This is a genomic window from Pseudomonas marginalis (genome assembly GCF_900105325.1).
Taxonomy (GTDB): Bacteria; Pseudomonadota; Gammaproteobacteria; order Pseudomonadales; family Pseudomonadaceae; genus Aquipseudomonas; species Aquipseudomonas marginalis.
The window spans coordinates 1,066,990-1,079,974 of record NZ_FNSU01000003.1 but is presented as its reverse complement, the minus strand read 5'-3'; the positions used below and the strand labels follow the sequence as shown (position 1 = coordinate 1,079,974).

At 60.3% G+C, this 12,985-nt stretch carries 11 protein-coding genes; 3 read left to right on the top strand and 8 right to left on the bottom strand.

The features are described from left to right. The first annotated feature begins 48 nt into the window (after nucleotides 1-48). Nucleotides 49-561: a GNAT family N-acetyltransferase gene (locus BLW22_RS14000; RefSeq protein WP_065927503.1), complete on the top strand. Its 513-nt coding sequence runs from the start codon at nucleotides 49-51 to the stop codon at nucleotides 559-561. Here BLW22_RS14000 and BLW22_RS13995 read toward each other — a convergent pair. The 3 genes from BLW22_RS13995 to ccoN form a co-directional block, all read right to left on the bottom strand. Then, entirely contained in the window at nucleotides 558-1,250 is a 693-nt protein-coding gene (locus BLW22_RS13995; protein WP_065927504.1) for an aspartate/glutamate racemase family protein, read from the bottom strand. The genes BLW22_RS14000 and BLW22_RS13995 overlap by 4 nt on opposite strands. Before the next feature lie 90 nt (nucleotides 1,251-1,340). Continuing rightward, a complete protein-coding gene (locus BLW22_RS13990; protein WP_065946973.1) occupies nucleotides 1,341-1,550 on the bottom strand; it encodes a hypothetical protein in 210 nt (69 codons plus the stop codon). A 1-nt stretch (nucleotide 1,551) separates the two neighbouring features. Continuing rightward, entirely contained in the window at nucleotides 1,552-2,979 is a 1,428-nt protein-coding gene (gene ccoN, locus BLW22_RS13985) for a cytochrome-c oxidase, cbb3-type subunit I (protein ID WP_065927506.1), read from the bottom strand. Between the two features lie 194 nt (nucleotides 2,980-3,173). On the opposite strand from ccoN, the gene BLW22_RS13980 reads away from it, so the two are divergent. Continuing rightward, nucleotides 3,174-3,668, top strand: a complete 495-nt coding sequence (locus BLW22_RS13980; protein WP_065946974.1) for a hypothetical protein — start codon at nucleotides 3,174-3,176, stop codon at nucleotides 3,666-3,668. A 133-nt stretch (nucleotides 3,669-3,801) separates the two neighbouring features. Further along, a complete protein-coding gene (locus tag BLW22_RS13975) occupies nucleotides 3,802-4,473 on the top strand; it encodes a DUF3313 domain-containing protein (protein ID WP_074846816.1) in 672 nt (223 codons plus the stop codon). A gap of 3 nt (nucleotides 4,474-4,476) precedes the next feature. On the opposite strand, the gene BLW22_RS13970 is transcribed toward BLW22_RS13975, so the two are convergent. The 5 genes from BLW22_RS13970 to BLW22_RS13950 form a co-directional block, all read right to left on the bottom strand. Then, nucleotides 4,477-5,460: a DUF3829 domain-containing protein gene (locus tag BLW22_RS13970; protein WP_074846815.1), complete on the bottom strand. Its 984-nt coding sequence runs from the start codon at nucleotides 5,458-5,460 to the stop codon at nucleotides 4,477-4,479. Further along, nucleotides 5,457-7,004: a J domain-containing protein gene (locus BLW22_RS13965; RefSeq protein WP_074846814.1), complete on the bottom strand. Its 1,548-nt coding sequence runs from the start codon at nucleotides 7,002-7,004 to the stop codon at nucleotides 5,457-5,459. The genes BLW22_RS13970 and BLW22_RS13965 overlap by 4 nt, the downstream gene beginning before the upstream one ends. 131 nt (nucleotides 7,005-7,135) lie before the next feature. Continuing rightward, a complete protein-coding gene (locus BLW22_RS13960; RefSeq protein ID WP_065927511.1) occupies nucleotides 7,136-8,536 on the bottom strand; it encodes a DUF1254 domain-containing protein in 1,401 nt (466 codons plus the stop codon). Nucleotides 8,537-8,734: 198 nt separating this feature from the next. Further along, nucleotides 8,735-9,100: a response regulator gene (locus BLW22_RS13955; RefSeq protein WP_065927512.1), complete on the bottom strand. Its 366-nt coding sequence runs from the start codon at nucleotides 9,098-9,100 to the stop codon at nucleotides 8,735-8,737. A gap of 238 nt (nucleotides 9,101-9,338) precedes the next feature. Beyond that, nucleotides 9,339-12,890 (bottom strand): hypothetical protein, encoded by a 3,552-nt coding sequence (locus BLW22_RS13950; RefSeq protein WP_143045131.1) that lies wholly within the window; start codon nucleotides 12,888-12,890, stop codon nucleotides 9,339-9,341. Nucleotides 12,891-12,985 lie beyond the last annotated feature (95 nt).

Here is a 12,985-nt window from a genome sequence, read left to right as displayed (position 1 = left end):
ACGGCCTCTACACTGGTCGGCCACGTGTCTTTCAAAGGATGAAACACCATGCACGCACCTGAACCCCATATCGTGATCCAGCGCTTTACCGAGGCCCACCTTGACGGTGTGGCGGCGCTCTATAACGAACCGGCCGTGTGCCGGCAGGTGCTGCAGATGCCGTTCCAGTCGGTGGATGTCTGGCGCAAACGCCTGGTCACCGACAACGAGCGGCGCCTGCAACTGGTGGCGGTGCACGGCGGCGAGGTGATCGGCCAACTGGGCCTGGAACAGTACCTGCGCGTGCGCCAGGCCCATGTCGGTTCGTTCGGCATGGGCGTGGCGACGGCCTGGCAGGGCAAGGGCGTAGGCTCGCGGCTGTTGACGGCCGCGCTGGACGTGGCCGACAACTGGATGAACCTGCACCGGGTGGAACTCACGGTGTACGCCGACAACGAAGCCGCGCACCACCTGTACCGCAAGTTCGGCTTCGAGGTCGAAGGGCGCTTGCGTGACTACGCCCTGCGCGATGGGGTGTTTGTCGACACCCTGAGCATGGCGCGCCTGCGCCAGTCGGCTTAACCCTCCAGCGCAAACGCCACCGCAGCCTGCGCATGCAGCTCGGTGGTGTCCAGCAGCGGCAGGTCGCTGTGTTCGGGCTTGACCAACAGGCTGATTTCCGTGCAACCGAGGATGACCGCCTGGGCACCCCGTGCGGCCAGGGACTCGATGACCCGCAGATAAACCTGGCGTGATGCATCGCTGATCACGCCGACGCACAACTCCTCATAGATGATCCGGTGCACGGCGCGGCGCTCCTCCGCGTCCGGCACCAGCACGGTGAGGCCCTGGGCGGCCAGGCGTGACGTGAGAAAATCCTGCTCCATGGTGAACGCGGTGCCGAGCAAGCCGACGGTCAGGGTGCCGGCTGCCACCGCCGCCGCAGCGGCCGCATCGGCGATATGCAGGAAGGGAATCGACACCGCCGCCTCGATACGCGGCGCCACCAAGTGCATGGTGTTGGTACACAACACCACGCATTCGGCGCCGCCGGCCTGCAAACGGCGCGCGGCGTCTTCCAGGATCAGCGCGGTGTCATCCCAACGCCCGGCGTGCTGGGCCTGTTCCACCGGGCCGAAGTCCACGCTGTACATCAACACCTGGGCCGAGCGCAGCGGGCCGAGCTGGTCGCGCACGCGCTGGTTGATGATGCGGTAGTACTCGGCGCTGGACTCCCAGCTCATGCCGCCGATAAGGCCGATGGTGCGCATGTGATGCTCCTGACAGGGAAAGTCGCTTCACCTTACCCATCAGCCGCTGAATAGTCATACGCAGTTGCCCGCCAAATGACCGGAGCAGTTTCACATGTCCAGGTTGCCCCATCCCGGCCGGGGTTGCTCCGCGGCAATGGCGTGGATGGGTTTACCCGTGGCCTGCTCCACGCGCCGCGCCACCTCCGGGTCGTCGGCGAACGGCAACATGCTGGCTTCGTCCAGGCTCGTCTCGGACTGCCCGCGCAGGCAATACTCCACCGCAGCGTACAGGCACACCACGATCAGCACGCTCCACATATCAGGCGATCCGCGCATCGAGCCGGGCCACGTTCAAGTCTGCGACCCGCACCGTGCGCCAAGTGTTGTAGGCCATCAGCAACATGCCCGTGAGGAAAAACACGCCCCCCGCAAACCGCACCACAAACCCCGGATGGCTGGCCTGCAAGGCTTCGACAAACGAGTAGGTGAGGGTGCCGTCGTCGTTTACCGCGCGCCACATCAGGCCTTGGGTGATGCCGTTGACCCACATCGAGGCGATGTACAGCACCGTGCCGATGGTTGCCAGCCAGAAGTGCAGGTTGATCAGCGCCACGCTGTGCATCTGCTCGCGGCCGAACAGCTTGGGGATCATGTGGTACAGCGAGCCAAAGGTGATCATCGCCACCCAGCCCAGGGCACCGGCGTGTACGTGGCCGATGGTCCAGTCGGTGTAGTGGGAGAGGGCGTTGACGGTCTTGATCGCCATCATCGGACCTTCGAAGGTCGACATGCCATAGAACGCCAGGGACAGCACCAGGAAGCGCAGGATCGGGTCGGTGCGCAGCTTATGCCAGGCACCGGACAAGGTCATCATGCCGTTGATCATGCCGCCCCAGCTCGGGGCCAGCAGGATCAGCGACATGGCCATGCCCAGTGACTGCGCCCAGTCGGGCAAGGCGGTGTAGTGCAAATGGTGCGGGCCGGCCCAGATGTACAGGGTGATCAGCGCCCAGAAGTGCACGATGGACAGGCGATAGGAGTACACCGGCCGGCCCACCTGCTTGGGTACGAAGTAATACATCATCCCCAGGAAACCGGTGGTGAGGAAAAAGCCCACGGCGTTATGCCCGTACCACCACTGCACCATGGCATCGGTCGCGCCGGAATACACCGGGTAGGACTTGAACCAATCCACCGGGATCGCCAGGTGATTGACCACGTGCAACATGGCGATCACCAGGATAAACGCGCCGAAAAACCAGTTGCCCACGTAGATATGCCGGGTCTTGCGCCTTACCACCGTGGTGAAGAACACAATGGCGTAGGCCACCCACACCACGGTCATCCACACCGCGCCGGAAAACTCGATCTCGGCGTATTCCTTGGTGGTGGTGTAGCCCAGGGGCAGGCTGACCAGCATGATCACGATCACCGACTGCCAGCCCCAGAAGGTAAACGCGGCGAGGCGGTCGGAAAACAGGCGCACCTGGCAGGTCCGTTGCACCGCATAGTAGCTGGCGGCAAATTGCGCACTGCCGGCGAAGCCAAAGATCACCAGGCTGGTGTGCAACGGCCGCAACCGGCCGAACGTGGTCCAGGGCAGGTCCAGGTTCATCTGCGGCCAGACCAGTTGCGAGGCGATCCACACGCCCATGGCCATACCCACCACGCCCCACACAAGGGTGGCGATCACGAATTGGCGGACGACTTTATAGTTATAGGCCTGCCCGGTTATTGCTGTGCTCATGCTTAGTCCTCCCACGGTTCCAAGTGGCGGGCACTGTAGGAAACGCGGGAAAAACAAAACAGGCTCAGAAAAACCTCATTACAGCGGATCAGTCGACAAGCACGCCCACTGGCCTGTCAGCGTTAATCGTACGGTCAGTGGCCGCATCTGCCATGATCGGGCATCGCAACCTGGCACACCCAAGGAAATCTGCAATGGACGATGTACAGCAACTGGGCGAGATGCTTCGTCATTACGCCGATAGCGAAGCGCACAAGAAGCAGCAGTTCGATGTGCAGTCGGCGCGCTGGACGCACAAGCTCGACGAGCTGTTCGGGCAGATCGAGCAATGGCTGGAGCCGGTCAAGACTGTCGGCCTGCTGGAGGTGCACCGTGAAGCCTATGTCGCCAGCGGGCCGGGCGTACCGGTGGAGACCTCGACCTTCAAGACCGAAAAGCTGCTGGTGCAGATCACCGGTAAGACCGTGGAGTTCGTGCCTGAAGTCATGGGCGTGGGCGGTTTGATCTCGGTGTCGGTGATGGGCCTGACCGCTGCCCGCCACGGCAGTGTGTCGCTGGTGCTGCCGGCCGACAAAAACGACTGGCTGTGGAAGAAAACAAATGGCCTCAAAGACCCGGACACCTTTGGCTTTGACGCCAATTTCCTGGCTACGCAGTTGCAGAGCCTGATCCCGCGCGAACGCGGCTGAGGGCTCCCGCTTCGCGCAACGTCGATGGGGGACGCCGGTGTGTCAGACACTGGGTGGAAATACGCATTTTTTTCCCAGGATTGGCTATACCTACAGCTCCATGTTTCGATGATGATCGCCAGGGAGTTCAATGATGAAACTAAGGCTAATGATCAGTACGCTGTGCGTGGCCTCCATCGCAATGGCCGGCTGCGCCAGCAAGGTCACCCAACCGGACGAGTACTCAGGCTTTCTGTCCGACTACAGCCAACTCAAGGAAGCCAAGTCGCCTTCGGGGGTCGAGGTGATGCGCTGGGTAGACCCCCAACTCGACCTGAGCCGCTATACCGCGGTGTATATCGAACCGACGCAGTTCTACCCCAAGCCCCAGGCCACCACGAAAATCCCCGACAGCACCCTCAATGGCATCAACACCTACTTCAACCAGGCGCTCAAGCGTGAGCTGGGCAAATCACTGCCCCTGGCCAACGGGCCCGGCCCCGGTGTGATGGTGGTACGTGCGGCGATCACCGCCGTCAGCAGCAAGACCGAAGGCCTCAAACCCTATGAATTCGTGCCCGTGGCCCTGGTGGCGGCAGCGGTGAGTACCGGTACCGGCATCCGAGACCAGGAAACCACCCTGGGCACCGAGGCGCAGTTCCTCGATGGTGCCAGTGGCAAGGTGCTCGCCCAAGTGGTGCGCAAGGGCACGGGCAAGCCGCTGTCCAACGACTCGCAGGTGATGAAGGCCGATGACGTGAAAGGCGTGATCGATGGCTGGGCGTCGGACCTGCATCAGTCGTATGTGAAGCTGAAAAAACACTAGGGACTAGAACGCATTCCTGGCGGGTTTGTTGTAGTAGCTGAGCAGGGCGTCGTAGCGACGGGTGATGAGGTAGTAGTCATCGCTCAGTTGCTGTGGTGGGGCGTGTTCCCGCCAGTCCTGATGCAGGGTGCGCAACGCCTGGAGGTACGCGTCGGCTGACGCGCGGGTGGCGTACCAGAGGTGAGTGGCTTCATCCTCCCGTTTGCTGCGCGGCATTTTCACCAGGAAGTCCTTGCTGGCATCGCTGGCCTGTTGCAGCGTCTCGGTCAAGCTGAACAGTTGCTGAGGCGTCAGGCTGGCGTCGCGTACACCCTGGTCAATCTGGTTCATCGCCTGGCGGGCGGCGATCATATGGTTGAGCAGGTGCCAATGCAGGTCCCGGCCGAAGCGCGATTCGAGTCGCTCCAGCTGTGCCGGGCGCAAACGGAGGTCTTCGTCCTGCAAATGGTTGCGTAATTCGGCGGATGCCCGCAGGTATTCTTCGCCCCGCTGGGCCAGTTGCTCCTCCAGACTCTTGTTCATGGCCTGTGCCACAAACTGGCGTATGTTCGACGGCATACCTTCGGTTTGTATCGGGTCAACCATGTCTGCCAGCGAGGTGAATTTATTCAGCTTGTCGGCATACACCGTGGCGAGAGTACCGAGGTGGCTTCCGGGCTGCTGGCGCTCCAGTTTGAGTGTGTACAACTGCGAACAGACCGCCGCTTGGATAAGGCGCGGTTCAGGCTCATCACGGTCGCCAAATTTATCCTGGGTGGGTGCTTCGGGCTGTGTCGAACGCATACGGTAGTACGCCAGGCGCGTATCGCGATCAATGCGGTTCACGCAGTCAATGATCGGGGCCAGTGCGCTGGCCGTTGCGGTGGAAGGGCTGTCCCGTTGGTCGAGCCATAATTGCACGCGTTGCAGGGGTTTGGTGGCGCCGGCCACACCGAGCAATCCCAGGCCCAATACCAGGCTGATGGGTAACAACCATTTCGGATTCATTGCGCGGCCTCCTGGCCATACCACTGTGCCTGGGTGGCGGGCGCCTGACAGTCGGGGGCGGTGCGAGGCATGCGGCTGCACAGGCGTTCGGGCCACTGTTGCAGGCCCTGGTTACGGGTCACGTGTTGCTGGTTGTCGAGCACCTTCAAGCCGGCGTACAGCACAATCCCACTGGTGACCAACAGCACCATGCCCAGGGCCGTCCAGCGCGGGTGGCGGGCGGTCCAGGGGGTGTGGCTGTTCATGAAGGGTCGCTTGATGACGCCGATAACCGCCAGGGTCGCGACCAGCGCCAGGCTGGCAAACGGGCCGAAGGCGTAACCCAGCGCTGCGACAAGGACCAGCCCTGGCAGCAGGTCCCGTATCGGCAACAACGGCAGGTGAGTAGGGCTGAGCCAGCGCGGCAGGTGCTCACTGAGTCGTTCATCGAGCACGCGGTACTGATGAGCCAGCGGGCGCCAGACCTGCCAAGCCAATCCGGCACCTATCACGGCGCCCAACGCCCACAGCAGGCCGTAGCCCAAGGTCGGCAGCACATTGCCGGCCAGGGGCTCGGCATTCACCAGCACGCCCACCAGGCAGCTCAACACCAGTGCGACAATCCAGGGCCAGGTGTCCATGGCCGTGTCCCACCCTTGCCAGAAATACACGGTACCGCCGGGCATCGCTTCGGCTTCGGCCACATGGTCGGCGTAGATATCTGCGCTGAGTGCCTGGCAGGCTTTCCAGTCATGTTCATCGAAGCGTTGGGCGAAGGCACGGCGCTGCCCCAGGCTCATCGGAGCCAATAGCAGCCGGGCGGCACGTTGTTGCGGGCTGTTGGGCGCTTCGGCTGCCAGTGCCCGTTGGCGTGCCATGAAGACCGGGCCTTGCTGGCGTTGCAACAGCCGCGCCCAATCCCCCGCCGGGCAGTCGTGACCGGCGCCGCCATGCCAGTGCTGGCCGGCGCACACCGCGTCGAACACTGCGCTCGACCAGTAGTGACTCTGTGCAAGCAGGCGGGCCAGCCATTGGTTGAACCACTCGGCATGGGGATGATTGTTCACCCAGGGATGTTCGGAACGTGCGGCATAGGCAGCCAGGAAAGCGGCCTCGTCCTTTTGCTCAAGGGCCTGGCGAAAGGGTTGCTGCAACGCGCTGCGGTGCTTGCGCTCGAGTCTTTCGATCAGCTCGCCGGGCAACTCCAGGCGCTGCCAGGCCGTCAGCCAGTTGAAGGTTTCAAAGGCCCAGCGGGTGTCTTCGGGGTTGAGATGCCCCTCGATGTCGCGTAACAACAGCTGGATTTCAAAGTGCAGCGCATTGCCATGGGCCATGGCTGCCTGGTAGTGGTCGGCAAGGCCGTCGCCCAGGATGTCGATGACCACTTCGTCAGCTTCCTGCTGCCCCTGGCTCCACTCCAGCGCGGCCTCATAGGCTTCGCGCAGGCGCTGGAAACCCTCGGGGTCATCATCCGGCCGGGTTTTCTTCAGCAGGGCGGCGTATTGGCGCTTGATCGCGCGGCTATCGGCATCCGGGGCCAGGCCGAGGAGATTCCAGCAAGTCATGTGCAGTGCAACTCCATAGACAATCGCGCGCACGTTACCCGTTTTACAGGTTGATAAACCAGCGGTAGTAGGGGGTAGGGCTCGTGGTAGGACTGGCCCGGTCCAGCCCTGCGGCGACCGGGCACGCGGTGTTACTTGAGCGGCGTCAACGGCGGCAGTTTCCACTGGCCGTTACCCACCTCAGGCGTGGGCAGGTAAATCCGCAGGATTGCGTAGAACGGACCGGGTGGGGCCGGCAACCAGTTGCTCTGCTCGGCTTTTGGCGGCTCGTGGTGCTGCAGGGCCAGGGTCAGGCCGCCATCGGCGTCGCGCTTGAGGCCGGACAGCATGTGCGAGTTGATCAGGTAGCGTTTCTTGTGGTTGGGCACCAGTTGCTTGGTCTTGGCGTCGTACATGGTCAGGGACCAGAACGCATCGGCCGGTGGCAACTGGTCCTTGGCGAAATGCACGGTGTAGCTGTGGCGTGCGCCGTTGGCAGGCTTGCCCTCGCTGTCGATGACGTAGCTCAGGTACGCGACCTCATCGCCGGAGTTACCGAAAATCCCCATGTCCGCACCGGCGTAGCGGTACAGGTAGTTGTTGTTCAGGTGGTCGCGGCTGCCGTACAAATCGGCACTGGAGACTTGATGCGTGTCGACCTTGTCCTTTTTGAACGCGGCAAACTCGGCGCGGGCATCGGAGATACCGTCTTCCAGGGCCTTGCGCTGTTCAGCGGTCAACGCCTTGACCTTGAAGGGCGCGCCTGGGGCGATACCGATCTTGGCGAAACGCGCCAGCAGGTCTTTCTCGCTGTCCTGGGGCGCGGCGAAGGCCAGCATGAAGTTCAGGTAGCGAAACAGTTGCGGACCTTCGGTCATGGTCGCCATGGGCTTGGGCCACTCCACTTTCGGAGCCTTGGCCGGCGCGGCTTGCTTCACGTAGCTGCTCAGTGACTGCACTTTGTAGCCGTTCTGAATCTGCTTGACCTTGTTCAGGTCCTTCTCGTCGAACAACTGCGTACGGTAGAGGGCGTAGGCGATGTTGCTTTCGCTGTACACCACACGGTCCACGTTGACCGGTTGCTGACCTTTCCAGTCAGGGCCGGCGATCATGTAGTGGCCGCCGTTGTTGCCGGTGCTGCGGGTGCCCAGGTAGGCGATGTTCTGTGTGTAGAGATCGATCAACTGCACCGAGTAATAACGGTTGTCTTCGATCCTGGGCAGTGTCAGAACCTGAGGCTCGCTGCGCAGGTCCAGCCAGACGAAGGAGTAGGGCGTGTCCAGGTTCGGGGTGACGACCGCGGTGTCCTTGGGGGTGAACACCTGAGCTGTATTGCCGATATGGTTGAACGGCGCCTTGAAGTTGGCGCCGCCCTTGTCGACGGCCTGGGTGTAGAGCGTCTTGTACATCTCCACCACTGGGTAGCCATACAGGTAGGCTTCCTTGGCGATGGCCCGGGCTTCGCTGGGGGTGGCGGTGAAATCGGCCCAGGCGCCGGTACTCATGAGTATCGAGAGGCTCGCCAACAGCAGGCGCGTCGGTTTTCCAATCATGTTGTCGCGTCCTTCCAAAGTGCGTTTGACTGACGGGGAATAAAGGCGATGAGTTTCCTGTTTTATTTCCCGAACGTCACGTTAATCCCTGCGAATTATGCGAACTCATCAATGCCGATCCGTACGGCGGCTTGAACCTGTGGGTAAAGACGCACAAATAGCCGCCTCGATGGGCGGCACTGTGTAAAAGAGGGGTGGTCAGGCGGCAGGCAGCATCGATTTGACTTTGTCGCGCAATTGATCGATGGAGAACGGCTTGGCGATCACCTGCATGCCGGCGGGCACATCGATGTTCTCGGCATAGCCGCTGGCAAACAGGATCGGCAGGGTGGGCCGCACTTCACGCACCTTGGCTGCCAATTGCTTACCGTCCATATCCGGCAGGCCGACGTCGGTCATCATCAGGTCGATGTGCTGCGCGGCATTTTCGACAATCTTCAAGGCTTCTTCAGCGTCGGCAGCTTCAAGCACCAGGAACTCCAACTCTTCGAGCACATCAACGATCAACATGCGCACGATGGCATCGTCTTCGACGACAAGGAGGGTGGAGGGGGCTGCGGACATAATGAGGGTTCCCGAAAAAATGGAGGTGCAGGTCTTTAGCGGTTGAAAGACCATTCTCTAATGAGTCGCGTCAATCTCGGCAAGTTCCGTTGGCGCGGGCATTGTGACGGGAATGGAGGAAAATGTCGCGTTAACCACGAGGGGCCGCGAGCGGTCAGTGGCGCCCTCCTGCGCACCGTTCAACGCCTTGCTTTTTCAGGAGCCCCAACCCTGCCGGGGGCCGGGGCAATCCCATGCGTCAAGACGGCAAGGGCGTGGACACCATGATTGAAACCGCAAAACTGTCGACCTTGTCTGTGACGATGTCATCGGGATGGAAAGCGCTCACGTGGAATTCCTTTTTGCCCGCCGGCGAAACCTTAGGCTTCAAGGTCGCGCTGACACCGCCGCTGCTGAGGATTTTTTCGATGCCTTCGCGCATGGACTCTACGTTGTCAAAACTGACCAGCCCGCCATTGGGTTCGAAGAAAAACCACTCTTTTTGGCCATCCTTGACTCTGACACCCGCCAGCATGGCGTGATCTTCCGTGCTGATTCTCAGGTATTTTGACGCAGTGGACTTGCTCAGGTCGTCGATGATGGACTGATGATTGATCAGTGAAGGGGCGGCGTTTATATGGAAGGTGTCCTTTGTGTTTACGGCGTACTGCAGTGTTTTTATATCGCGATTGAATTTGTCATGCAGCGAAGAGGGCGATTTAGTCGTGGACGCCTTGCGAAGATTGTCGAGGAATATTTTTTCGTCGCCTCGATGCAAGGCGAGCGCCATGGCATTCGATAGCCCGGCGCAATCGCCCTTGGAGGTCAGATCGACACGGCCGAGGTAGTCCGACTGGGCAAAGCGATTGATGGAAACCCCGGGATTCCCGACGTCGCTGGCAAGCAGCGCGGTGAAATACTCGCCGTCTTCAATTCTTCTGGTCTTCAACTCCCTGGCCAGAATCCCCATTTCTTCCGGTGTCCTGCCAGGTTTTGCGGCGAGTGCCACCAACGCTTCGAAACTGCGCTCTCCAGCGTAATCCGACAGGTCATCCAATGCACCGCTTCGATAACCCTGGTTGAATTTTGGAAGTGCGTTGGAGGTCCTCGCCTTAGCGATATTCGTTCCTACACTCGTCAGGTGCATATCCGCGACGCTATCGAACAGACTGCCGCGCAGGGGGGAGAAATCCTCGATTGGCGGGCCATAGGGCAGGTTCCGGACAGGGTCATAACTGAACCACTGATCGTTTTTCAACACGGCAAAGCCTTCGACGCTTTGCTCTCCGACCTTATAAGACCCTATCAGCGTCGGGCCATATTGCTTGTTTGCCGCCTTCAACAGGTCATAGCTTCCGGATGCGCCACGCACCTTGTTGATCAGTACCTGCCCGGAGTCGCCGAGAAATTTTGCGCCGCGCGTGGCCAGCTTGGCGCCTCCCGTCGCCGCGCCCCTCACTCCGCTCAACGGGTTGAGCGAGCTGATAAGGCTACTGCCGATGACGCGACCCGCCTGCAATGCCTTTACGGCAGTGGACGCCGAGGATGAAGCCACCTTGGCGAGCTTTGCGGCAGCACCGTAACCCATGGTCAGCAGCCCGAGAGCATCCAGGCCGAGGTCCAAAAGCCCGGCTTCATAGTCACCGTCACGAAAGTTGACAATGGCCGATCTCAAGGGAATCAAGTTGAGAAAAAACTGCCTGAGTCGCTCATTACTTTCTTTCTGCTGATCGAATGTCGTGCTTCCCCTGGCTTGTTGCCATTGGTTCCTGATACCAAGGTGCTCAAAAAAAGCGCCTGCCAGGTCGTGTGTTCGGGTAGAGGTGAAACTCGATGGGGGACGAGAAGGGTCCTCCGGCGGCTGTTCTCGCTCGAGCCGGTCCTTGTGCTCAGGGGTGAACTTTTCCACTTTGGTCGATATATTCGCGTCGCGCCATCCACCCCGCGTAATGGCTGCCTCACTCTGTCGCTTGACGATGCGTTTGTTCCGGACATCGATCTCATAAACATTGACCTCGGTTTTTCCGTCAACCTGCCTTTCGGTTCTTACCAGCAATTCATTGAGCTTGGATTGGAAAGTGGCCGGGTTTATGAAACCCCTGCCAATCTTGTATTGGTTGTATTGAAATAATTCGATTTTACCGAACTCCAGGTTTTTCCGATCTTCCAGTGGCAGCTCGGAAATCATGTGTTTTACCTGGGTCTCAATGCCATCTTTGAGTGATTCGATTGCCGATTCGTATTGCCCCAGGAATATCCCATTGACGTTGAGCCTGGGTTGCTGGTTGATCGCGTGGATAGGAAGGCCAGGGTCGTCGGTTTTCCAGTTGACGTTGATGCCCATCATGGCCATGTCCAGCATCGAGTGCTTGCCATCCAGTTGCTTGGCTTTGTCATCGGAGACGGTTGAGAGACTTTTCGACTCAAAGTCAGTGCGCTCGCCAAAATGCTCCTTGAGTTTTTCCAGGGCGATGGCTTTTCTACTTGGAATCTCGGCAGTGAGTGATTGGGAGGCCTTGATTCTGGCACTTAACTGCTCATTGAACGCGGTCCGGATGCTGTCCACTTCCTCAGGGGTGTAGAGGGCATCGTCCTTCTTTTCGACCAAACCATTGGACACGCCCCAATCCAGTAACAACGGCGTGATGGCGTGTTCCGCAGGACCATTCAAGGCTTGTGCGGCACTCATGACCTGGCCGTAGCTCATTTGTGATGCGGTCCCCGGCGCACTCGCTTCGACCTTGGCCACCGCAAGGCAGAAACTCACCCAGGCCTGGCTGCCGTTCACCAGTGTGTCGGGAATATCCTTGACCAGGAACTGGGGGGCTGTGCGTGACAGCAACAGGTGGGTGGCCAGCTTGGCCGTGGCCGGCGTGGCCCTGCCTTTAGTCACCAGATGTTTACTGAGCCGCTCGACGATGGCTGACGGTGGCAGGCCCCAATAGTCTTGATGGCTCAAGTCAAAGCCGGCGATTGAATTTCTCACAGGCAACACGACGGATTCACGATCGAGACCGATGTGAAGGGCGGCCAACACGTAATCGCTGATGCTGGTTGGCGTGTCGATACCATTCAGCCCGTCCTGGATCCCTTGCCCTATCTTCTGGGCCATGGGGGACTTGAGCAGGGTGTCCAGCGCCCTGGCCGGGTCTTGCAGTTCGACATCCGAAAGAGCGCTGGCCTTGATAAGCGCACCCAGCGCCGCTTTGGCCAGCTCCGCCCGGACTAAGGAGGGCTCTGTCCGGATATTGCTGCGCAGGATGCTGGACTCGACGATGACCCGTATCTTGCGCCGTTGTTCCTGGGTCAGGGGAAGGGGCCAGGATAAGCCACCTCCTAGATCACCCAGCGGCGGTTCCAGGGCCCGAGCGTTAGCGGCATCTGCCAAGTGAACCAGGTCAGCTCGGGTTTCAGGGATAGGTAAATCGTGATGCTTGATAAAGCTTTCCAGGCTGGCGGCGGACTCGCTGCCCGGCATGCCGGACGGGTGAAAGGCCGAGTGTGGATCAATGACTGTTTGAGTGGTTTTCAAATGTGACAACACGGCTGCTGGAGTCGCGTCCTCTCCCAGGCTCTTCGTCGCCTCGGTGAGCTGGTGCGCGAGGTTCTTCCAGTTCTGTGCGTTTGCCTGCGCGCGTGCTTGGGGTGAAAGAGGCTGCGATTCATCCGAGGAGCGTCGTGCAGGTGTTGAAGCTGGGTCGCTGTGTATGGACAGGGTGTTACCAGGGGTGGCCTGCGACTGAGCAGGCGTCGATGCAATGGAGTGATCTATAACCGAGGGGCGTGGTTGGACGCTCAATGAGGATGACATTTTCATTACCTTTGGTTGTTGGTCCTCCCTGGACCTGCTTCAGACCTCCGTTGAGTGTCGGGAGCGCACAAAGGTGTTCCTCCGGCATTGGTTCC

Excerpts from the sequence above, each read along its gene's own strand:
- BLW22_RS13980 (WP_065946974.1), top strand. The coding sequence starts at position 3,174 with ATGGACGATGTACAGCAACTGGGCGAGATGCTTCGTCATTACGCCGAT.
- BLW22_RS14000 (WP_065927503.1), top strand. The coding sequence starts at position 49 with ATGCACGCACCTGAACCCCATATCGTGATCCAGCGCTTTACCGAGGCC.
- BLW22_RS13965 (WP_074846814.1), bottom strand. The coding sequence starts at position 7,004 with ATGACTTGCTGGAATCTCCTCGGCCTGGCCCCGGATGCCGATAGCCGC.
- BLW22_RS13950 (WP_143045131.1), bottom strand. The coding sequence starts at position 12,890 with ATGTCATCCTCATTGAGCGTCCAACCACGCCCCTCGGTTATAGATCAC.
- ccoN (WP_065927506.1), bottom strand. The coding sequence starts at position 2,979 with ATGAGCACAGCAATAACCGGGCAGGCCTATAACTATAAAGTCGTCCGC.
- BLW22_RS13970 (WP_074846815.1), bottom strand. The coding sequence starts at position 5,460 with ATGAATCCGAAATGGTTGTTACCCATCAGCCTGGTATTGGGCCTGGGA.
- BLW22_RS13990 (WP_065946973.1), bottom strand. The coding sequence starts at position 1,550 with ATGTGGAGCGTGCTGATCGTGGTGTGCCTGTACGCTGCGGTGGAGTAT.
- BLW22_RS13955 (WP_065927512.1), bottom strand. The coding sequence starts at position 9,100 with ATGTCCGCAGCCCCCTCCACCCTCCTTGTCGTCGAAGACGATGCCATC.
- BLW22_RS13975 (WP_074846816.1), top strand. The coding sequence starts at position 3,802 with ATGAAACTAAGGCTAATGATCAGTACGCTGTGCGTGGCCTCCATCGCA.
- BLW22_RS13960 (WP_065927511.1), bottom strand. The coding sequence starts at position 8,536 with ATGATTGGAAAACCGACGCGCCTGCTGTTGGCGAGCCTCTCGATACTC.
- BLW22_RS13995 (WP_065927504.1), bottom strand. The coding sequence starts at position 1,250 with ATGCGCACCATCGGCCTTATCGGCGGCATGAGCTGGGAGTCCAGCGCC.